Source organism: Nonomuraea guangzhouensis (genome assembly GCF_019396345.1).
GTDB lineage: Bacteria > Actinomycetota > Actinomycetes > Streptosporangiales > Streptosporangiaceae > Nonomuraea > Nonomuraea guangzhouensis.
On sequence record NZ_JAHKRM010000003.1, the window covers coordinates 23,883 to 43,219 of the forward strand.

At 70.8% G+C, this 19,337-nt stretch carries 18 protein-coding genes; 11 read left to right on the forward strand and 7 right to left on the reverse strand.

What is annotated here, in order from left to right:
- Positions 1-15 precede the first annotated feature (15 nt).
- Positions 16-990: a hypothetical protein gene (locus KME78_RS05900; protein ID WP_219527749.1), complete on the forward strand. Its 975-nt coding sequence runs from the start codon at positions 16-18 to the stop codon at positions 988-990.
- 4 nt (positions 991-994) lie between these two features.
- On the opposite strand, the gene KME78_RS05905 is transcribed toward KME78_RS05900, so the two are convergent.
- Positions 995-1,612 carry a TetR/AcrR family transcriptional regulator gene (locus tag KME78_RS05905; RefSeq protein WP_219527750.1) on the reverse strand — a complete coding sequence of 206 codons (618 nt, stop codon included), beginning with the start codon at positions 1,610-1,612 and terminating at the stop codon, positions 995-997.
- A 35-nt stretch (positions 1,613-1,647) separates the two neighbouring features.
- A complete protein-coding gene (locus KME78_RS05910) occupies positions 1,648-2,085 on the reverse strand; it encodes a hypothetical protein (RefSeq protein ID WP_219527751.1) in 438 nt (145 codons plus the stop codon).
- 102 nt (positions 2,086-2,187) lie between these two features.
- Here KME78_RS05910 and KME78_RS05915 point away from each other — a divergent pair, with 102 nt between their 5' ends.
- On the forward strand, positions 2,188-2,808 hold the full coding sequence (locus tag KME78_RS05915) for an HAD family hydrolase (RefSeq protein ID WP_219527752.1): 621 nt from the start codon (positions 2,188-2,190) through the stop codon (positions 2,806-2,808).
- 91 nt (positions 2,809-2,899) lie between these two features.
- Entirely contained in the window at positions 2,900-3,295 is a 396-nt protein-coding gene (locus KME78_RS05920; RefSeq protein ID WP_219527753.1) for a cold-shock protein, read from the forward strand.
- Here KME78_RS05920 and KME78_RS05925 read toward each other — a convergent pair.
- On the reverse strand, positions 3,292-4,905 hold the full coding sequence (locus KME78_RS05925; RefSeq protein ID WP_219527754.1) for an MFS transporter: 1,614 nt from the start codon (positions 4,903-4,905) through the stop codon (positions 3,292-3,294). The two genes, KME78_RS05920 and KME78_RS05925, sit on opposite strands and share 4 nt — an antisense overlap.
- A 168-nt stretch (positions 4,906-5,073) precedes the next feature.
- Between KME78_RS05925 and KME78_RS05930 the strand changes: the two genes are divergently transcribed.
- Both KME78_RS05930 and KME78_RS05935 read left to right on the forward strand, forming a co-directional pair.
- On the forward strand, positions 5,074-5,874 hold the full coding sequence (locus KME78_RS05930; protein ID WP_219527755.1) for a DUF3027 domain-containing protein: 801 nt from the start codon (positions 5,074-5,076) through the stop codon (positions 5,872-5,874).
- 101 nt (positions 5,875-5,975) lie between these two features.
- Positions 5,976-9,032, forward strand: coding sequence for a sacsin N-terminal ATP-binding-like domain-containing protein (locus KME78_RS05935; RefSeq protein WP_219527756.1), 3,057 nt, complete (start codon positions 5,976-5,978; stop codon positions 9,030-9,032).
- An 80-nt stretch (positions 9,033-9,112) separates the two neighbouring features.
- On the opposite strand, the gene KME78_RS05940 is transcribed toward KME78_RS05935, so the two are convergent.
- Positions 9,113-10,633: an alpha/beta hydrolase gene (locus KME78_RS05940; RefSeq protein ID WP_219527757.1), complete on the reverse strand. Its 1,521-nt coding sequence runs from the start codon at positions 10,631-10,633 to the stop codon at positions 9,113-9,115.
- 91 nt (positions 10,634-10,724) lie between these two features.
- The gene (locus KME78_RS05945; protein WP_308126822.1) at positions 10,725-10,940 is read right to left on the reverse strand and encodes a DUF2530 domain-containing protein; all 216 of its coding nucleotides are present in this window, start codon (positions 10,938-10,940) and stop codon (positions 10,725-10,727) included.
- 82 nt (positions 10,941-11,022) lie between these two features.
- On the opposite strand from KME78_RS05945, the gene KME78_RS05950 reads away from it, so the two are divergent.
- From KME78_RS05950 to thpR, 4 genes are all read left to right on the forward strand, one after another.
- Complete coding sequence (locus tag KME78_RS05950) at positions 11,023-12,465, forward strand: NCS2 family permease (RefSeq protein ID WP_308126823.1); 1,443 nt, start codon at positions 11,023-11,025, stop codon at positions 12,463-12,465.
- 114 nt (positions 12,466-12,579) lie between these two features.
- Positions 12,580-13,032 carry a MarR family winged helix-turn-helix transcriptional regulator gene (locus KME78_RS05955; protein ID WP_219527759.1) on the forward strand — a complete coding sequence of 151 codons (453 nt, stop codon included), beginning with the start codon at positions 12,580-12,582 and terminating at the stop codon, positions 13,030-13,032.
- 23 nt (positions 13,033-13,055) lie between these two features.
- The gene (locus KME78_RS05960) at positions 13,056-14,279 is read left to right on the forward strand and encodes an MFS transporter (protein ID WP_219527760.1); all 1,224 of its coding nucleotides are present in this window, start codon (positions 13,056-13,058) and stop codon (positions 14,277-14,279) included.
- 22 nt (positions 14,280-14,301) lie between these two features.
- Positions 14,302-14,859, forward strand: coding sequence for an RNA 2',3'-cyclic phosphodiesterase (gene thpR, locus KME78_RS05965; protein ID WP_219527761.1), 558 nt, complete (start codon positions 14,302-14,304; stop codon positions 14,857-14,859).
- A gap of 95 nt (positions 14,860-14,954) precedes the next feature.
- On the opposite strand, the gene KME78_RS05970 is transcribed toward thpR, so the two are convergent.
- The gene (locus KME78_RS05970; protein ID WP_219527762.1) at positions 14,955-15,923 is read right to left on the reverse strand and encodes an aldo/keto reductase; all 969 of its coding nucleotides are present in this window, start codon (positions 15,921-15,923) and stop codon (positions 14,955-14,957) included.
- A gap of 52 nt (positions 15,924-15,975) precedes the next feature.
- Here KME78_RS05970 and KME78_RS67035 point away from each other — a divergent pair, with 52 nt between their 5' ends.
- Positions 15,976-17,250 carry an MATE family efflux transporter gene (locus KME78_RS67035; RefSeq protein WP_219527763.1) on the forward strand — a complete coding sequence of 425 codons (1,275 nt, stop codon included), beginning with the start codon at positions 15,976-15,978 and terminating at the stop codon, positions 17,248-17,250.
- 7 nt (positions 17,251-17,257) lie between these two features.
- Complete coding sequence (locus KME78_RS05980) at positions 17,258-18,265, forward strand: hypothetical protein (protein ID WP_219527764.1); 1,008 nt, start codon at positions 17,258-17,260, stop codon at positions 18,263-18,265.
- 3 nt (positions 18,266-18,268) lie between these two features.
- Here KME78_RS05980 and KME78_RS05985 read toward each other — a convergent pair whose 3' ends face one another.
- Complete coding sequence (locus KME78_RS05985) at positions 18,269-19,192, reverse strand: NADP-dependent oxidoreductase (RefSeq protein WP_219527765.1); 924 nt, start codon at positions 19,190-19,192, stop codon at positions 18,269-18,271.
- Between the last annotated feature and the right edge of the window lie 145 nt (positions 19,193-19,337).

Below are 19,337 nucleotides of genomic sequence, written 5' to 3' on the forward strand. Positions count from 1 at the left end.
GGCAGCATGGCTCACGTGATTGAGCGAGCCGACCAGCTCATACTCAACTACGTCAGCGCCGCCGCCGACGCGGCTCACGGCGTGCTCAAGCCCGATCAGCGGCTCGACTTCGCCAAGCGGCTGCGGGCCAGGATCGAGGTCGAACGGCAGGGCAGCCAGAACCCGCGCCAGGTGGTCAAGGTGCTCGCCCGGTTCGGCGACCCGGTGGCGCTGGTCGAACGTGAGGCCCGCAGGCTGGCCGAGACGGCGCCGGACGCCGCGTCCGCCGCCCGGGCCCGCAGGCCGGCCGAGGCGGGGCCCGGCGTCGTGTCCGGCGCCCACTCGGGCACCCCGTCCGGAACGGCGGCCAGAGTCGCCCCCGGGGCCGCGCGGGGAACCGTGACGCCGGGCGCTGTGGCCAAGGCGGAACGGGTCGCGGGGGCGGGAGGGGCGACGCCGTTCTTCCCCAAGATCGCCGACGACGTGGCCCCGCCGCCGGGGGCTCAACTCGGCCGGCGTCTCGCGGAGGACCTGCTGTCCTGGCGGCCCGCACGCGGCCTGCCGTTCGCAGGGTTGCGCCAGACGGGCATGTCCGGCGCGAACCGGACGGCCACCGGTGGCCGGGGCGCCCCCGCCGACGCCACCGGCATCGTCAAGGAGTACCCGCGCGAGACCGCCGCGATGGCGATCCTGGTGCTGGCCGCGCTGCTGATCCCGTTCGGCCTGCCGGCCGTGGCGATCTTCCGGGTGCCGGTGCTGGTGTGGGCGTTCGGCGCGGTGCTGGTGGCGTTCTCGGAGGGCTGGGTGCTGCGCGACCGGGTGATCGGGGTCGGCGCGCCGCTGCTCGGCTACACGCTCGGCGGCGCGCTCGTCGGTGGCCTGCGGGTGGGCGCCGAGCCGGGGGTGCAGGCGTTCGTCGTCCAGTTCTTCGACGTCAGCGGCCTGATGTTCATGATCGGCACCGGGCTGGGCGTGGCCTGGCTGGCCTACCGGCTACTGGACTCCCGCTGAGGGGTCAGCTGACCGGGGCCGGGCTCGGCAGCAGGCCCACGGCCAGGCGTACCCAGGCGGTGACGAACTGGTCCTTCTCCGCGTGTCCCGGCGACTCGCCGACCGTCTCCTGGAACAGCCGGTAGTGCACCACGGAGCCGCCGAGCACCGCCGCGATGCCGTTCCAGTCGAGCTTGGCGTCCTCGTACTCGGGCTGGGCGCGGAACCAGGTCGTGATGGCGTCGAACATCGGCTGCAGCAGCCCTTCGCGCACCACCGCCACCAGCTCGGGGAACTGGCTCAGGTCGCGGAAGAACACCCGGGTCAGCTCCGACTCCTCGCGTACCTTGGCCAGCCCGGCGCGGCACAGGTGCGAGAGCCGCGCCTCCAGGTCGGCCGAGGACTCCATGTCGCCGAGCTCGGCCAGGCTGTCGGCCACCTGCGTACGGGTGCGGGTGGCATGTTCGTTGATCGCCGCGGAGAGCACCTCGTACTTCGACTTGAAGTGCCGGTAGAGCCCTCCGGCGCCCGGCGAGAGCCCTGACGCGGCCTCGATCTCGGCCACCGAAGTGGCGGAGTAGCCCCGCTCGGCGAACAGCCGCAGAGCCTCGTCGATGATCCGCTCACGCGTCGATCTGGTCATGTCTTTCCTGATACCTCCGTAAAGGAGCGTAGCCGTCACGGCGCGGCCCGGCGGATCAGCCCCGCGACGACCGAGCCGACGATCAGCCACACCAGCGCCGCGAGCCCGTAGTTGACCAGTGTCGTCCACCGTATGTCGGCGAGCTGGAACAGGTTGGCCAGCCCCACCGACAGCGACGAGGCGAGCGAGGCGACGAACTGGTACCAGATGTTGGCCGGGTTGGCCTTGAACACCGTGAAGATCGCGTACAGCGCCAGAATCAGCGCGGCCAGCCGCGACGCCAGCCGGACGGCCGAGGCCAGGAACGCCACCACTCCCCGCCACACCCTGACCGGTCCCGTCACCTGTCGCGGCAGCGCGGGCCGGTGCGGGCGCGGCTGGGTGAGTGAAACGGGCCGTTCCGGCGGGCTGGGCCGGTTGGCGGCGGCGACCAGCCGATCTCCCGCTTCCGGCGGTTTGGGGGGCTCTGTCACGGCCACTCCTCCCGATAAGTAATTCCTTTCTTCCCACTCCCAACGGTCCCACAACAAGGGCCCGTTACCCGTAATACGGACTCGTTTGGCATCCTCCACCTTGTGACGACATCGGTGGGTTTCGACCTGGACATGACATTGGCGGACACACGGTCGGGCATCGCGGCCGTCTACGACGAGCTTTCGGCGCGCCTCGGTGTGCTCATCGACAGCAAGGCGATCATCACCAGACTCGGGCCGCCGCTCGAACAGGAGCTGGCGAACTGGCTGCCGCTGGAGGCGATTCCCGAGGCGGTGCTCCTTTTCCGGGAGCTCTATCCGGAGCTCGGGGTGCCGGTGCACACGGCCATGGCCGGGGCCGTGGAGGCCATTGAGGCCGTACGCGCGCAGGGAGGCAGGATCATCGTCGTGACCGGCAAGAACCTGCGTGACGCGACCAGCACCGTCGAAATGCTCGGGCTCGCCGTCGACGAGGTCGTCGGGGCGGTCTTCGGGGCGGACAAGGGTTCGGCACTCGCGCGCTTCGGCGCCGCCGCCTATGTTGGTGACCATGTCGCGGACATCGAGGCCGCGCGGGCCGGGGGAGCCGTCAGCGTCGGGGTCGCGACCGGCCCTTACACGCTGGGAGAACTACGTGACCATGGAGCGGATGTGGCGCTTGGGGACCTGACGGAATTCGCCGACTGGTTCGCCGGTTGGCGTTCGGCCGGCCAACTCTGGTAAATGCCACGAATATTCCTGGTCGCTACCGAGCCTCGCGGGGCATAACCTACATCCATTCATCTTTTACGACTGTTTGAACGAGGTTCCTCCTGTGCCGAGTGGCAAGGTCAAGTGGTACGACGCCGACAAGGGTTTCGGCTTCCTCACCCGCGACGACGGCGGTGAGGTCTTCGTGCATTCCTCCGCGCTACCCACTGGCGCCGGTCCGCTCAAGCCCGGCCAGAAGGTCGAGTTCGGCGTGGCCGAAGGACGCCGCGGCCAGCAGGCCCTCTCGGTGCGGATCCTCGAGCAGCCGCCGACGCTGGCCAAGCCCAAGCCCAAGGCCAAGCGTAAGAAGCCGGACGAGATGGTGGTCATCGTCGAAGACCTGATCAAGCTCCTCGACGACGTCTCGACCTCCTACCAGCGGGGCAAGCACCCTGACGCGGCGCACGCCAAGAAGATCGCGCAGGTGCTCAGAGCGGTGGCCGACGACCTCGACGCCTAGCCGTGGGGGTTGGTCAGCGGCTTGGTCGAGTCGATGGTGTCGACGCGCTGATCCCGCCGGTCAGCGCCTTGGCCCCACGCGCCTTGGTCTCGCACGTCGGTGTCCTGCTCGTCGGGGTCCCGTACGACTAGATCCTGGGACTGACCCTCGGCGCCGAGTCTGGCGGCGCGGATCCGCTGACGCCGGCGGACGATCAGCCAGCCGAACGCGCCCGTCAGCGCCACGGCCAGCGTGATCAGCCCGGCCGCGCTGCTCTCGGCCAGTGACAGCACCAGCCCGACCAGCCCGCCGAACACCCAGGCGAGCTGCAGCACCGCCTCGACCACGCCGAACGTGGACGAGCGCACCTCCTCGCCGATCTCCCGCTGCACGATCGCGTCCAGCGCGAGCTTGCCCAGCTCCTGCGCGAACGCGGTGACGAGCGAGACCGCGACCGCGGTCCAGAGGCCGAAGAAGACCGCGGCCACGATCGTGATAGCGCCGGTCACGGCCAGCGTCAGCAGCGTGATGAGCTGCGGGGAGTGGTTGCGGGTCCAGTTCGCGACCATCGCGCCGACCAGGCCGCCCAGCCCGGCCGCCGCCGCGAGCAGCGCGATCGTCTTGGGGATGTCGAAGAACGGATCGCGTACGGCCAGCCACGGCACCCCCTTGTCCTGCACCAGGAACAGCAGGAAGAACAGCAGGAAGCCGGAGAACAGGCGGATGGCCACGTTCGCCCAGACCGCCTCGGCCACCGCCGGGCCCACGTTCAGGAGGGTCCGCCAGCGCAGCGGCCTGCCCCCGGCCTCCTCTTCCTCCAGCTCGGGGGAGTCGACGTGGCGCGGCAGCCGTACGGCGAGGACGCCGAGCAGGAGGAAGGCCACCATCGCCGTACGCAGCACCGCCGCGCTGCCCAGCCACGCGGTCAGGCCCGCGGCGACCGGCACCATCACACCCGCCGAGATCAGCGAGAACAGCGCCACCCGGGCGTTGGCCGAGACCAGCGTGATGTCGGCGGGCAGCACGTTCGGCATGATGGCCGCGCGTGACACGTTGTACGCCTTCGACAGCACCAGCACGCCCAACGCCCCGACGAACAGTGTCGGCAGATCGCCGGGCCCCACGGCGGCGGCCATCGCGAAGCACAGCAGGCCGCGGCCGAACAGCGTGCCCGCCATGACGTATCGGCGGCCCGACCTGAACCGGTCGAGTATCGGCCCCACGAACGGCGCCAGCAGGGCGAACGGCAGCATCGTGATGACCAGGTAGAGCGCCACGGGCCCGCGGGCCTCGCCGACGGGCACGCCGAAGAAGACGGTGCTCGCCAGCGCGACCGTGACCAGCGCGTCGCCGCCGCTGTGGCCGGCGGTGAGCTCGATCAGGCGGCCGAGCCCGGTGCGGTCGGCGCCGTTGGCGTAGGTGAGGCGGCGGGTGGCCTGCCCGACCTTCTGGGCCCCCCTGGCCGTGGCCTTGCCCGCCCGCGCGGTGCCGCCGGCGGTCGCCTTTCCCGCGCGTACGGTGGCCCGGCCGGCGCGTGCGGTGGCGCGGCCCGCGTCGGCGACACCTCGCCCCACGCGCCGCGAGATCTCGCGAGCGGCGTCCCATTTCCTTGACGCGTCGCCTCCTTGCACGCTTACCAGTCTTACCCGATCCGCGCTCCATCACGGCGGCGGATCGCCCGGGATGGGCGTTTGATGAGTCTCAAGTGGGTCCGGGATGGTCGGTGTGGGCACCTTCAGGTCCGGCCATGGGTGAGAATGAGGTGTGAGCCAACAGCACCTTGCGGCGGAGGCGGACAGATGACCCGCACCCGGACCCGCGTCTCCCCGCCCGACCAGGCGTGCGTCGCCGCGGTGGACCTGGCGCGCGCCGCCGCGGAGGAGCTCGCGCGGCCCGGCGAGCCGGGTGAGCACCTCGGTTACGAGGGCGAGGGTGACCGCATCGTCACCCATTACTTCGCCTGTCTCGACCGGGCCTACCGCGGCTGGCGCTGGGCCGTCACCGTGACCCGCGCCTCGCGGGCGAAGAACGTCACGGTGAGCGAGGCCGTCCTGCTGCCCGGGTCCGGAGCGCTGCTCGCGCCCGAGTGGCTGCCGTGGAGCGAGCGCCTGCGCCCTGGCGACCTGGGCGTCGGCGACCTGCTGCCGAGCCCGGAGGACGACGACCGGCTGGAGCCCGGTTTCGTCAAGACCGACGACGACACCGATCATCAGACGATTTTCGAGTACGGCCTGGGCCGGGCCCGTGTGCTCTCGGCCATCGGCAAGGACCGCGCTGCCAGACGCTGGCACTCGGGCGAGCACGGGCCGCATACGCCGATCGCACACGCCGCACCCGCGCAGTGTTCCACCTGTGGTTTCTACTGGCCGCTCGCGGGTGGGCTCCGGCAGGTGTTCGGGGTCTGCGCCAATGAGTACGCCCCCGACGACGGCAAGGTGGTCGCCGCCGACCACGGCTGCGGGGCCCACTCGGAGGCGGCGGTCATGCCGCCGTCCGTCGAGCAGACCCTGCCCATTCTCGACGACATGGGCTTCGATCTGATGGAGGAGGAGGCCGGTTCCGTCGACGGAACGGCCACCGAGGAGCTCGGCCACTCCTGACCGCGAATGTCGGTGCGGGCCGCTAGCCTACGGTGGCCCCCCATCGGTGGGTCCCGGACATGCGCCGGCGCCCGCCACACCTGCGACCAGGATCGTGACAGATGACCGACACCTTTGGCACCGACCGGACGCGAGCCGCCGTGCTCGCCGCGTGGACGGCCTCGACCGCCCGGTTCCGCGAGGACGCCAACGCCGAGGAGGACTTCGCACTCGGCGGCTACCGCGACCGGCTGATCGTGGAGCTGGCCCAGAACGCCGCCGACGCGGCGCTGCGCGCCGGCGTGCCAGGGGTGCTCCGGCTGACCTTGCGCGACGACGTGCTGACCGCCGCCAACACGGGCGCCCCGCTCGACGCGACCGGCGTGGAGGGGCTGTCGACGCTGCGGGTCTCCGGCAAGCGTGACGAAGCGGGCGCCGCGGGCCGGTTCGGCGTCGGGTTCGCCGCGGTCGTGTCGGTCTGCGATGAGCCGTCGATCAGCTCGCGCGAGTCGGGCGCCGTCCGCTGGTCACGCACGGAGACGGCCGCCGCGGTGGCCTCGGTGCCGGAGCTCGCGGCCGAGCTCGGCTCGCGGAGCGGACACGTGCCGCTGCTGCGCCTGCCGTTCGCGGCCGAGCCGTTCGACGTGCCGCAGGGGTTCGACACGCTCGTACGACTGCCGCTGCGCGACGACGCGTCGATCGCGGCGGTCCGGCGCATGCTGGCGGAGACCAGCCCCGCGCTGCTGCTCGGCATGCCCGCGCTGACCACCATCGAGATCGACCTCGACGGCTCGGTGCGCGAGGTGACGGCCGACGGGTGGCACGTGGTGTCGGAGTCGGGGGAGTTCGCTCCCGACGAGGTGGCGGCCCTGTTCGCCGACCGGCCCACCGAAGAGCGCGCCCGCCCCTACTGGTCACTCCGCTGGGCCGTGCCCGTCGCGGGCGCGGAGATCCAGGAGCCCCGCCCGCTGCCCGCCGGGGTGCCGCCGGTGGTGCACGCGCCGACGCCCAGCGACGAGCCGCTCGACCTGCCGGCGCTGCTCATCGCGTCGTTCCCGATGGCCACCGACCGGCGGCACGTCGCCAAGGGGCCGCTGACCGACTTCCTGGTCGAGCGGGCCGCCGACGCCTACATCCGGCTGCTCGGCGAGCTCCCGCGCACGCCCAAGCTCCTCGACCTGGTCCCCGCCCTGATGGGCAAGGGCGAGCTCGACGCCAGGATCCGGCGGGCTATTCTGCGCCGCCTGCCCGCCACCCCGCTGCTGCCGGCCCTGTCCGCGCCGGCCCCGGCCGTGCACACACCGTCGTTCGCCGAGGCCGAGGTCTACGAGCCCGACGCCGAGTGGCAGGTCGAGCACCCGGCCGAGGAGCCGCAGGAGGACGGCTGGGTCGTCGCCGGCCAGGAGGCGGCCGTGGTCGCCGGGTCGAGCGAGCTGCTGGCCGCCATCGCCGACTTCGTGCCCGGCCTGCTGCCCGCCGGGTGGCCCGCCCGGCATCCGGCGATGGGCTCGCTCGGCGTGCGCCGGGTCGAGCTGGCCGACGTCGTCGACCTGCTGTCCGGTGAGGCGGTCGAGGCGCGGGATCCGTCGTGGTGGCGTTCGCTCTACGAGGTGCTGCCGGCCGACGACCCCGAGTCGCTGGGCGCGCTGCCGGTGCCGCTCGCCGACGGCCGCCTGGTCCGCGGCCCGCGTGGCACCCTCATCCTCGACCTCGGCGGCACCCGCCTCGACCTGTCCGGAGACGGGCTCGACCTGACGCCGCTGGGGCTGCGGATCGTGCATCCGGACGCGGCGCACGCGGCGCTGCTCCGGCTCGGCGCCGCCGAGGCCACGCCCCGGACGATCCTCGAAGACCCCCTCACCAAGGCCGCCGTCAGGCAGTCGCTCGACAGCGCCGATTCCGAGCCCGTGGCGCGGGCCGTGCTCTCCCTGGTGACGGCCGCCTCGCTGGCGCCAGGAGAGGCGCCGTGGCTGGCCGAGCTGGCGCTGCGCGGCAGCGACGGCGAGCTCTACCCGGCGGGCGAGCTCATGCTGGCCGACGGCGCGCTGGCCGGGTTGCTGGCGCCCGACACGCACCTCGGGGTGGTCGCGCCGGAGCTGGCGGAGACCTACGGCTCGCGGGTGCTCGAAGCCGTGGGCGTGCTCGACGGGTTCGCCGTGGCGCACGATTCCGACGTGCTGCTCGACCCCGACGACTGCGACCACGACCTCGACGGCGAGGACGACTGGCTCGACCACGTGCTCCACCTGCTGCCGGAGCTCGACGTGCCGCCCGTGGTGCCGGAGTTCGTCGCGGTGCGCGATCTGGAGCTGGTCGCCGACTGGCCCGCCGCGCTGGCGCTGCTGACCAGACCGCCGCTGCGCGCCGCCCTGCACCCGCTGCGGATCGAGGGCGTCGAGGTGCCGTCCTACACGGCGTGGTGGCTGGCCAACCACCCCGTGCTCGACGGGCACCGGCCGCGCGAGCTGCGGCTGCCCGGTGCCGACCCGCTGCTCCAGGGCCTCTACGGCGACGCCCCCGGCGGGCTCGACGAGGTGGCGCTGGGAATGCTCGGCGTACGCACCACGCTGGCCGAGCTGCTCGCCGGCCACGGCGGCCCCGAAGAGCTGCTCGACCTGATGGCGGATGAGTCCATCGAGGTCGACAGGGCCCAGTTGCGGGCCCTGTGGATCGCGCTGGCGGCCGTGGAGCCCTCCAGGGTGGCGCCACCCGGCAGGGTGCGGGCCGTGCTCGGAGGCGACATCGTGGTGGCCGCGGCCGACGACGCCGTCGTGGTCGAGGCCCCCGACCTGCTCCAGCTCGTCACCGACCGGCCTCTGGTGCTGGCCCCCTACGACCTGGCCGAGTCGCTGTCCGAGCTGCTCGACCTGCCGCTGGCCGGTGAGCTGGCCCAGGGCGAGGTCACCTCCGAAGGCGAGACGCGGCAGGTGCCGGCCGAGGTGCGCTCCCTGCTCCCGACGGCCCCCGAGACCTACGTCGAGCACGAGAAGCTGCTGGTGGACGGCGTCGCCTGCACGTGGCGGTTCTTCGAGGGATCGGTGCACTGCACCGGCTTCGACGGCCTGGCGCGCGGCCTGGCCTGGGCGACGGGCCAGTGGAACGACCGGCTCGCGGTGGCCGCGCTGCTGCACGACCCCACGGCCGTGCCGCTCCTGCTGGCCGAGGCCGACCTGTCGTAGCGCCGACCTGCGGTCAGCGCTGACCCGCCGAAGCGCTGACCGCTCGCGTAGTGCCGACCTGCCCGTGGCGTCATGAGGGTTCACGCCGCCGGGCAGGTGGCGTTCGCGCCGGGGTTCTTGCCGGTGAGGAAGTAGGCGTCGACCAGGCGGCTGACGCAGGTGCTGCCGCTGAGGTAGGCGCCGTGCCCCTCACCCTCGTACGTGACCAGGACCCCGGTCTTGAGCTGGGCGGCGAGCTTGGGCGCCCACTGGTACGGCGTGGCGGGGTCGCCCTTGCCGCCGATCACGAGGATCGGCGCGGAGCCGGTGGCGTCGATCTTCTTGGACTCGTCGCTGCCAGGCGCCGGCCAGTGCGCGCAGATCGAGCCGAGGCCCCCGGAGCGCATGAGCGGGAAGATCTTGCCCGTCTCGCGTTCGACCTCGTCGATGTCGGCCGGGCTCGGCCGTTCGGCGCTGTCCACGCAGTCGATCGCCAGGACGCTGGTCATCAGCGTCGAGTACGTCCCGTCGGGCTTGCGGCCGGTGTAGCCGTCGGCCAGGGCGAGGAGCTGCGTGCCGTCGCCCTTGGCCGCGGCGGCGACCGCCTGCTCCAGCATCGGCCAGCTGAGCTTGGAGTAGAGCGCGGCCAGGACCCCGGTGCCCGCCAGGCCCTTGGTGAGCTCCCGGCCGGCCACCTTGAGTGGCTTGTCCCGCAGGCCGGTCAGCAGTGTCTCGACGCTCTTCCGTACGGCGGCGGGGTCGGCGCCGAGGTCGCAGCCCTGCTTCACGCAGTCGGCGGCGAACGCGTCGAATGCCTGCTTGAAGCCGGCCGACTGCGTCTTCGCGCGCTCGGCGAAGGTGACGGTCGGGTCGAGGGCGCCGTCGAGGACGAACCGGCCGACGTTCTTCGGGTACTGAGTGGCGTACACGGCGCCGAGGTGGGTGCCGTAGGACATGCCGAAGTAGTTGAGCCGCTCGTCGCCCAGCGCGGCGCGGATGCGGTCGAGGTCCCGCGCGGCGTTCACGGTGCCGACGTGGGGGAGGAGCTTGGCGGAGTCCTTGGCGCAGGAGGCCGCGAACTCCTTGGCGACCTTGGCCATCTCGTCGCCCGCGGGGTCCGCGGAGATCCACTTCTCGACGCTGTCGCCGCACTTGACGGGTGCGCTGCGCTCGACGCCGCGTGGGTCGAAGCTGACCAGGTCATAGCGGCTGCCCAAGCCGCCGAAGATCTTGGCGGCCATGCCCAGCATGTCGACCCCCGAGCCGCCGGGGCCGCCGAAGTTGAAGACCAGCGAGCCGAGCCGGTCACCGGAGGCCTTGACGCGGATCAGCGCCAGGTCGATCTGCTCGCCGTCCTGTTTGGCGTAGTCGAGGGGCACCGCGATCTTGCCGCATTCGACGGCCGGGTCGGGCGCGGCGGGCTTGCCGTCGGGGCCGGTGAGGCCGGTGCACGGGCTCCAGGAGACGGTGCCGGTGTTCTTCACCGGCTGTGCGGCGGGCTTCGAGGCGGCGGTGCTCGCCGTCGGCTCGGCGGCGGGCTGCTGCGCCGACCCGCAGCCCGTGAGGGCGGTGCTCGTGAGAGCCGCCGCGCACAGAAGCGCGGGGAATGAGGTCTTCTTCATGCCTCCAGCATGATCAGACGGCCTTTTCCCAGGTAGTGGGGTAAAACAGCACTTTCAGCTGACTTCGGGGATCAGCCGGAGATGACGAATGTCAGCTCCGGGACGCCCGCCTGTGCACGTACCAGAGGCCCATCAGCCCGAGCACGACCCCGGCGACGCAGGTCCAGATCCACCACGACTGTTCGGCGGCCGGGCGGAAGATCAGCAGCGCGACCAGCGCGATCGCCCACGCGACCGTGCCCGCGGCGACCGTCGCGATGTCGTTGGTCTCGATCGGCTCCGGGTCCGGACGCCATTCCTGCTTCACGGGATCCAGCCTAGCTTCCAATCAGGTCTCGATCCGATCACCGCTACTTTTCGCAGATGACGCATACTGTCACTCTTCGCCCGTGAGTGACACAAGCAGCAGTATCGACAGGTTCTTCGCAATTTCCGCACGAGGCTCGACGGTCTCCCGTGAGGTCCGTGGCGGGCTGGCCACGTTCTTCACGATGGCCTACATCGTCGTGCTGAACCCGATCATCATCGCCACCGGCAAGGACGTCCAGCAGCAGTTCATCGGCGACGGCTCATCGCCGAACCTGCCCCTCGTGGCCGCGGGCACGGCGTTCGTGGCGGGCGTCCTGACCATCCTCATGGGAGTGATCGGCCGGGTGCCGTTCGCCATGGCGGCGGGGCTGGGGCTCAACGCCTTCGTGACCTTCAACATCGCCTCGGTGATGAGCTGGGAGGAGGCCATGGGGCTGGTCTTCCTTGAGGGCATCATCATCGCCATCCTGGTGCTGACCGGTTTCCGGGTGGCGGTGTTCAACGCCATCCCGAGCCAGCTCAAGACCGCCATCAGCGTCGGCATCGGGCTGTTCATCGCGCTGATCGGATTCGTGGACGCGGGCTTCGTCCGCCGCGTGGCCGCGGGTCCGCCGCTGGAGATGGGCATCCACAACACCCTGACCTCCTGGCCGATCTTCGTCTTCGTCGTCGGGCTGCTCGCGACGGCGGCGCTGGTGGCGCGCAAGGTCAAGGGCGCGATCCTGATCGGCATCGTCGGCACCACCGTGCTGGCGATCATCGTGGAGTCGATCGCGAAGGCCGGTCAGGCCACCGACAAGAACCCCGGTGGCTGGATGCTGAACGTGCCCACTCTGCCGGACCAGCTCGTCGGCTTCCACAACCCGCTGGTGCTGTTCAAGGAGTTCGACCCGTTCGGCGCGTTCAGCCGGGTATCGGTGATCCTGGCCGTGCTGTTCGTCTTCACGCTGCTCATCACCGACTTCTTCGACACCATGGGCACCGTCGTCGGAGTCGGCCGCCAAGCCGGTCTGGTCGACGCCAACGGGATGCTGCCGCGTACCCGGGAGATCCTGCTCGTCGACTCGATCGGCGCGGCGGCCGGCGGCGCGGGCTCGGTCTCGTCGAACACCACCTACATCGAGTCGGCCGCCGGGGTCGGCGAGGGTGCGCGGACCGGCCTGGCCAGCGTGGTCACCGGCCTGCTCTTCCTGGTCGCGATCTTCTTCGCGCCGCTGGTCAAGGTCGTGCCGTACGAGGCGGCCGCGCCCGCGCTGATCGTGGTGGGCTTCCTGATGATGACCTCGATCCGTGAGATCGACTTCACCGACTTCGAGATCGCCATCCCGGCGTTCCTGACGATCGTGATCATGCCGTTCACGTACTCGATCTCGAACGGCATCGGCGCCGGCTTCCTCAGCTACGTGCTGATCAAGATCGTCAAGGGCAAGGGGCGGGAGATCCACCCGCTGCTGTGGGTGGTCACGGCGCTGTTCGTGGTCTACTTCGCTCTTGGCCCGATCAGGGTACTTTTCGGGGTCTGACCTGGAGAGGCCGTCCGTCGCATGAGGGGCGGCCTCGGGGTATCAACGAGTGAGACGAAAGGTGAGGTAGGGAAATAACGTGGCATGCCGTATAGTTAGCAAAGGTAATGACTCATGCTAACCAAGAACCAGTCCCAGATAAACCTGCGCAGCGACGCAGGCCTGGCCACAGCCCTGCGCGTGTCGCTGGCGCGGCTGACCAGGCGGCTACGACGACAAGCGGCGGCGCACTCGCTGACTCCCACGCAGTTCGCGACGCTCGCCGCGGTGGAACGGCATTCCGCGATAACCCCCGGCGAATTGGCCGAGCACGAGAAGGTGCAACCTCCCTCGATGACTCGCGTGATCGCCGCGCTAGAGGAACGCGGTCTGGTGACCCGCACACCGCACCCGACCGACCGGCGACAAGTGACCGTGAGCGTGACCGAGGCCGCCCAGAAACTGCTGAAGGAGGAACGACGTCTCAAGGAAGCATGGCTGAGCCAGCGGTTGAAGGAGCTGACCGCGGAGGAGAGGTCAATCCTCAGGCAGGCGGCACCGATTCTGGAGAAGCTCAGCAGGATCTAGAGCCTGAAGAACCCAAGACCGGGATGTTCCGGTCACTCAAGGTACGCAATTACCGCATGTTCGTAGCCGGTGGCGCCGTGTCCAACGTCGGCGGCTGGCTGCAACGCACCGCCCAGGACTGGCTGGTGCTCGATCTGACCCACGGCAGCGCGGCGGCCCTCGGCTTGGCGACCGCGCTGCAGTTCCTGCCGATGCTGCTGTTCGGGCTCTTCGGCGGCGTGCTGGCCGACCGATACCCCAAGCGGCCGACCCTCATCGTGGCGCAGTCCTTGATGGCCGTGCTCGCCCTGGCCATCGGCCTGCTGACGGTGACGGGCGCCGCCCAGGTGTGGCACGTCTACCTGATGGCGTTCACGCTGGGCCTGATCTCCTGCGTCGAGGTGCCGACCCGGCAGGCGTTCGTGGTCGAGATGGTGGGCCGCGCGGACCTGTCGAACGCGATCGCGCTCAACAGCTCCAGCTTCAACCTGGCCCGCGTCGTGGGACCGGCGATCGCCGGGGTGCTCATCTTCCTGTTCGGCGGCACCGGACCGCTCTTCCTGATCAACGCGGCCACGTTCGCCGCGGTGATCTCCAGCCTGATCTTCATGCGCAAGTCCGAGCTGAACCTGTCCGTTCCCGTCCCCAGAGCCAAGGGCCAGCTCCGCGAGGGGCTCAGCTACGTGCTGCATCGCGAAGAGCTGCTGATGCCGGTGCTGCTGATCGGCTTCGTGTCGATGTTCTCGCAGTCGTTCTCGATGTCGATCGCGCTCATGGCCCGCGAGGTCTTCAAGGCGGGCGCCTCTTCGTTCGGCCTGGCCTCCAGCATGTTCGCCGTCGGCGCGCTGGGCGGGGCGTTGCTCGCCGCGCGACGGGCCCGCCCGTCACGCAGGATGCTGATCTCCGGTGCGATCGGGTTCGGACTGTTCCAGATCGCGACCGGGCTCGCCCCGTTCTACCCGGTGTACCTGCTGCTGCTGATCCCCACCGGCATCGCGCTGATCACGATCAACACGGCCGCGAACGCGAGTGTCCAGCTCGCCACGGCACCGGACATGCGCGGCCGCGTCATGGGCATCTACATGCTGGTCTTCACCGGTGGCGCGCCCATCGGCGCCCCGCTGATCGGCTGGCTGTCCGAGCTGGGCGGTCCCAGGGCGGGCGTCATGCTCTCCGGGGTGCTCGTGCTGGTCGGCACCGGGGTCGCGGTGCTGCTGACGAAGCTGATCGCCGCCCGGGTGGGCGAGCCGGTGCTCGCGGTCGCCTGAGAACGTTGCAGAATCGGGTGGCATGAGGTTATTCGCGGCGCTGATGCCGCCCGATGAGGTGCTCGACGAGATCGAGCGGGCCATCGAGCCGCATGTCGGGCAGGTGCCGGGCCTGCGCTGGCCGGACCGCGCCACCTGGCACATCACGCTGGCCTTCTTCGGCGAGGTGCCCGAGCAGGTCCTGCCGGAGCTCGAGGTACGGCTGGCCCGCGCCGTGAGCCGGCACACCAGCCTGGACCTGGCCTTCACCGGGTTCGGGGCGTTCTCGTCCGCCCGCCGGGCCAGGGTGTTCTGGGCCGGGCTCTCCGGCGACCCGATGATCCGGCTGTCGGAGTCGGTCAAGGCGGGCGCCCGCCGCGCGGGGGCCGTACAGACCGACGAGAAGCGTTTCCACCCGCACCTGACGCTCGCGCGGGCGCGGACGGAGCTGGACCTCCGCCCGCTCGTCGAGTCACTGTCCGGGTTCAGCGGCTCGACCTGGCGGGCGGGGTCCGTGCATCTCGTACGCAGCCATCAGGGCGCGCAGGTGAGGTACGAGTCACTGGCCGAATGGGATCTGGCACCCGCCGAGCGGGATTAGGCTCCACATTGTGGACCGTCCTCGCCAATGGCTGTTGCCCGTAGTGCTCGGCCTCCTGCTGCTGATCGTCGTGGTCGGCGCCCTGCTGACCTGAGCTACCAGGCGTAGTCCTCAGGAGCCGTCTTGTGCCCGGGGAAGATCTCGTCGAGGCGGGCCAGGGCCGGCTCGTCCAGTTCGATCTCCAGCGTCCGAAGGCTGCCGTCGAGCTGCTCCAGCGTGCGCGGGCCGATGATCGGTCCGGTGACCGCGGGCTGCTTCAGCAGCCAGGCCAGAGCCACGTGCGCGGGGTCCTCGCCGAGTTCGTCACAGAACTTCTCGTACTGCTCGATCTTGTCGCGGTGCTTCTCGAGCTCCGTGACCATGCGGTCGGCGGCCGACCGGCCCTTGTCGATCTTGCGAAGCACGCCGCCCAGCAGGCCGCCGGCCAGCGGGCTCCACGGGATCACGCCGAGGCCGTAGTCCTGGCAGGCGGGCAGCACCTCCAGCTCGACCGCGCGGGTGAGCAGGTTGTAGTGGCTCTGCTCGCTGACGAGCCCGATCGAGTTGCGGCGCGCGGCGGTCTCCTGGGCCTTGGCGATGTGCCAGCCCGCGAAGTTGGACGAGCCCACGTACAGGATCTTGCCCTGCTGCTTGAGGACGTCCATGGCCTCCCAGAACTCGTCGAACGGGGTGTTCCGGTCGACGTGGTGGGCCTGGTAGATGTCGATGTAGTCGGTCTGCATGCGCTTGAGCGAGGCGTCGCAGGCGCGGCGGATGTTCAGCGCGGAGAGCAGGTTTTCGTTGGGCCAGTCACCCATCGAGCCGTAGAGCTTGGTCGCGATGACCGTCTTCTCCCGGCGGCCGCCGCCCTGGGCGAACCAGCGGCCGAGGATCTGCTCGGTGATCCCCTCGCCCTGTTTCCAGCCGTACACGTTGGCCGTGTCGAAGAAGTTGATGCCCAGCTCATGGGCCCTGTCCATGATGACGAAGGAGTCTTCCTCCGAGGTCACAGGGCCGAAGTTCATGGTGCCGAGGCAGAGTGGACTGACCCGGAGGCCACTGCGTCCGAGGTTCACATAATCCATGACCTCCACCCTAAATACCTGGAGTGCACTCCAGCCAAGTAGGGTCAGCGGGGTGAGGTCGGGCATCCTACGCGCCGCGGTGCCCCTGTTCCTTTCCATGGTCACCACCACGCTCGGGACGCTCGTGGTCACCTCCGTGCTCGGCAGGCACGCCACCGTCACGCTGGCCGCCTTCGCGGTCATGTCGGCCGTGCTGAACCCCGCCTCCGCCGCCGTCGTGGGCGCTCTGCGCGGGCTCGCGCCGTTCGTCGCGCCGTACAAGGACGCGCCCGCGGCGGCCGTGCCGATCCTGCGGGACGCGCGCTGGCTCACCCTCTTGGTGGGCACGGCCGGCGCGCTCGCGGTGCTCTGCGTGCCGATGCTGGCCCGCGCCACCGGGGCGCCCGCCGAGGTCGTGGCCGAGCTGGGACCGCTGCCCTGGCTCCTCGCGCTCTATCTGCTGGTGTTCGCCTCGGGTGGCGGGGCCAACACCGTGCTCGTGGCGCTCGGCCACAGCCGCCAGGTGCTCTGGTCCAGCCTGGCGGCCACGACCGCGATGATCGGTTGCACGGTCGCCCTGGTGCCGCCGTTCGGCCTGGCCGGCGTGGGCGTCGCCTGGCTGCTGTCGGGCGTCGCGGGCGTGGCCGTCTCGAACCTCTGCCTGCGCCGCGCCCTCGGGACGCGCGTCGGCCAGGCCCGGCCACGGATCAAGGAGATCGTCCGGCTCGGCCGGGTGAGCATCCCGCTGGCCGGGACCGTGCTGATCAAGTTCGGTGGCCTCGGGGTCGTCACCTTCGCCGCGAGCGCGACCGGCACGCGTGACGTGGCCGCGCACGCGGTGCTGAGCACGCTCACCGGGTTTATCATGCTGTTCTCGATCTCCGTGGCGCAGGCGTCGGTGCCCGAGGTTGCCAGGGCCGCCGACGTGACGCAGGCGCGCCGGGCCAATCGGACCGCGGCCCTGCTCGCCCTGGCGGGGACGGCGATAGCCGCGGCCGTGCTGCTCGGGTTCGGTGACTCGGCGCTGATGCTGTTCAGCGATGACCCGAGCGTGCGGGAGCGGGCCGTGGCGCTGCTGCCGCTGATGCTGCTGGCCTCGACGGCCGATGGGGCGCAGGCGGTTCAGGGCATCGGGCTCACCGCGCTCAAGCGGTCCGGGGCGAGCCTGATCTACTTCGCCGCCGGCTACGGGGTGATGGTGGCCGTCGCCGCGCCCGTGGCCGCCGCCTGGGGGCTCGCCGGGCTGTGGTGGCTCATGGCGGTGACCAACGGCGTGCTGGTCGTGCTGCAGGGCACCGGGTTCCACCGGCACAGCGCGAGGGTGGGCGCGGTGTCCGTTGGGGCATGATGGCGGGGTGGGGGATCTTTTGCAGCGAACGACCGCCGGGGTGGTCGCGGTGTTCGCCGTTTGCCTGGCCGCGAGTCCGGCCTTCGCCGAAGAGGGCGAGAAGAAGCTGTTCACGTTCAAGGATCCGCGGATCACCGAGTCGAGCGGGCTGGCCGTGTCGCCGACGCTGGAGGGCGTCTTCTACACGCACAACGACAGCTCCGCGGCGCCGACGTTCTACGCGGTCGGGACCGATGGGCGGACGCGGGCGACGTTCCGCGTCCAGGGGGCGCAGGCTCGTGACTGGGAGGCGATGGCCGCGAGCAAGGATCCCGCCACGGGGCGTGGGGTGCTGTGGTTCGCCGACATCGGCGACAACCTGAACGGGGCCTGGCCGGACGTCTCCGTCTACAAGGTCATGGAGCCGTCGAGCCTGCGGAACGCCACGCTTCCGGCGGTCCGCTACCGGTTCCGCTACGCGGACGGCGCCAGGAACGCCGAAGGCATCATGGTCAACCCGGTGACCGGCCGGCTCTTCGTGGTGTCGAAGGAGTTCTCCGGGTCGGTGTACCAGGCGCCCAAGAAGCTCAGGACCGACCGGGTCAACGTGCTCCGCAAGGTGGGCGCGGCGCCGATCATGGCGACGGACGCCGCGTACGCGCCCGACGGCACGTCGTACGTCATCCGTACGTACTTCTCGGCCACGGTCTACCGCCCCTCGGGGGAGTCGATCGCCAAGGTGTCGATGCCGGAGCTGAAGCAGGCCGAGTCCATCGCCTACACGAGTGACGGCAAGAGCCTGCTGACCGGCTCGGAGGGCGTCCGCAGCCCGGTCTACCAGGTGGCGCTGCCCGCGGCCGCGCTGCCGTCCACCCGGCCGTCCAGCTCGCCGTCCGCCCGCTCGAAGGCGGTCGCCTCGTCGTCCGCCCGGCCGGCGCCGGCCGAGGGGCTCAGCCCGAGGGACGTGCTGATCTGGCTGGCCGCCGCCGTGGGCGCCACCGGCGTCATCGCGTTAGTCGCCCGCCGCACCCGGTAGGCCTCAAGGCCTGAGTACGATCTTGCCGCGGGTGTGGCGCTTCTCCAGTTCGCGGAAGGCGTCCCGGACCTCGTCCAGGCTGTACGTACCGGCGATCGGGATCTCCAGCCGGCCCGCGCTGATCAGCGCGGCCAGCTCGGCGAGCACCGCGGCGCTGGCCGCGGCCATGTTTCCCTCGGCCTTGACCCCGTACTTCTCGACGGCCTCGAAGTTGATGATCGTGTCGATCCGCTCAGGAGCGACTCCGAGCTCGAGTGCGATCTCGACATAGTCGGCGCCGAAGGCATCGATGAAGGCGTCGACCTTCCCGCCGCCGGCGGCGGCCCTGATGCGGTCGGCGACACCCTCGCCATAGGCGACGGGGATCGCGCCATGGTCGGCGAGCCACTGGTGGTTGGCCTCGCTCGCCAGACCGATCACGGTGGCGCCGGTGTCGCGGGCGAGCTGGACCGCGATCGACCCCACTCCACCGGCGGCACCGGAGATCACCACCGTGTCGCCCGGCCCTGCCGCGACGGCGCGTACCGCCGCGTACGCCGTCGTTCCCGACACGAACAGCGAGCCGGCCTGCTCCCAGGAAACACCGGCGGGCCGGTGGATGAGATCGGCGGCCTCCACGACGACGAACTCGGCGTGGCTCGCCCGGTTGTGGGTGAACCCGATCACCTCATCACCGCCGGCGAACCCGTCGACCCCCGCGCCGACCTCCGCCACCACCCCGGCCAGATCGCTGCCCTCACCGGAGGGGAACGTCGCCGGCCAACGGTCATGCAGCGCTCCCGTACGGATCATCGCCTCACCCGGGTTGATCGACGCCGCCTCGACCCGCACCAGGACCTGGCCGGCTCCGGGGACCGGCCGGTCCACCTCGACGACCTGCAGAACCTCGATGCCGCCGTACTGCTGAAATCTCACTGCCCTGGACATTCCATGCTCCCTGAACTGGTGTCTTCCGCCCATCCGGGCCGGTACTGACCACGCTGCCAGGGGTCCGCGGCAGGCACGAGCGGACAGGCTTCCCTAGGATCGGCAGTCCCAGGCTGGCCATGCTGACCTGGGGGAAGTCTCGGCG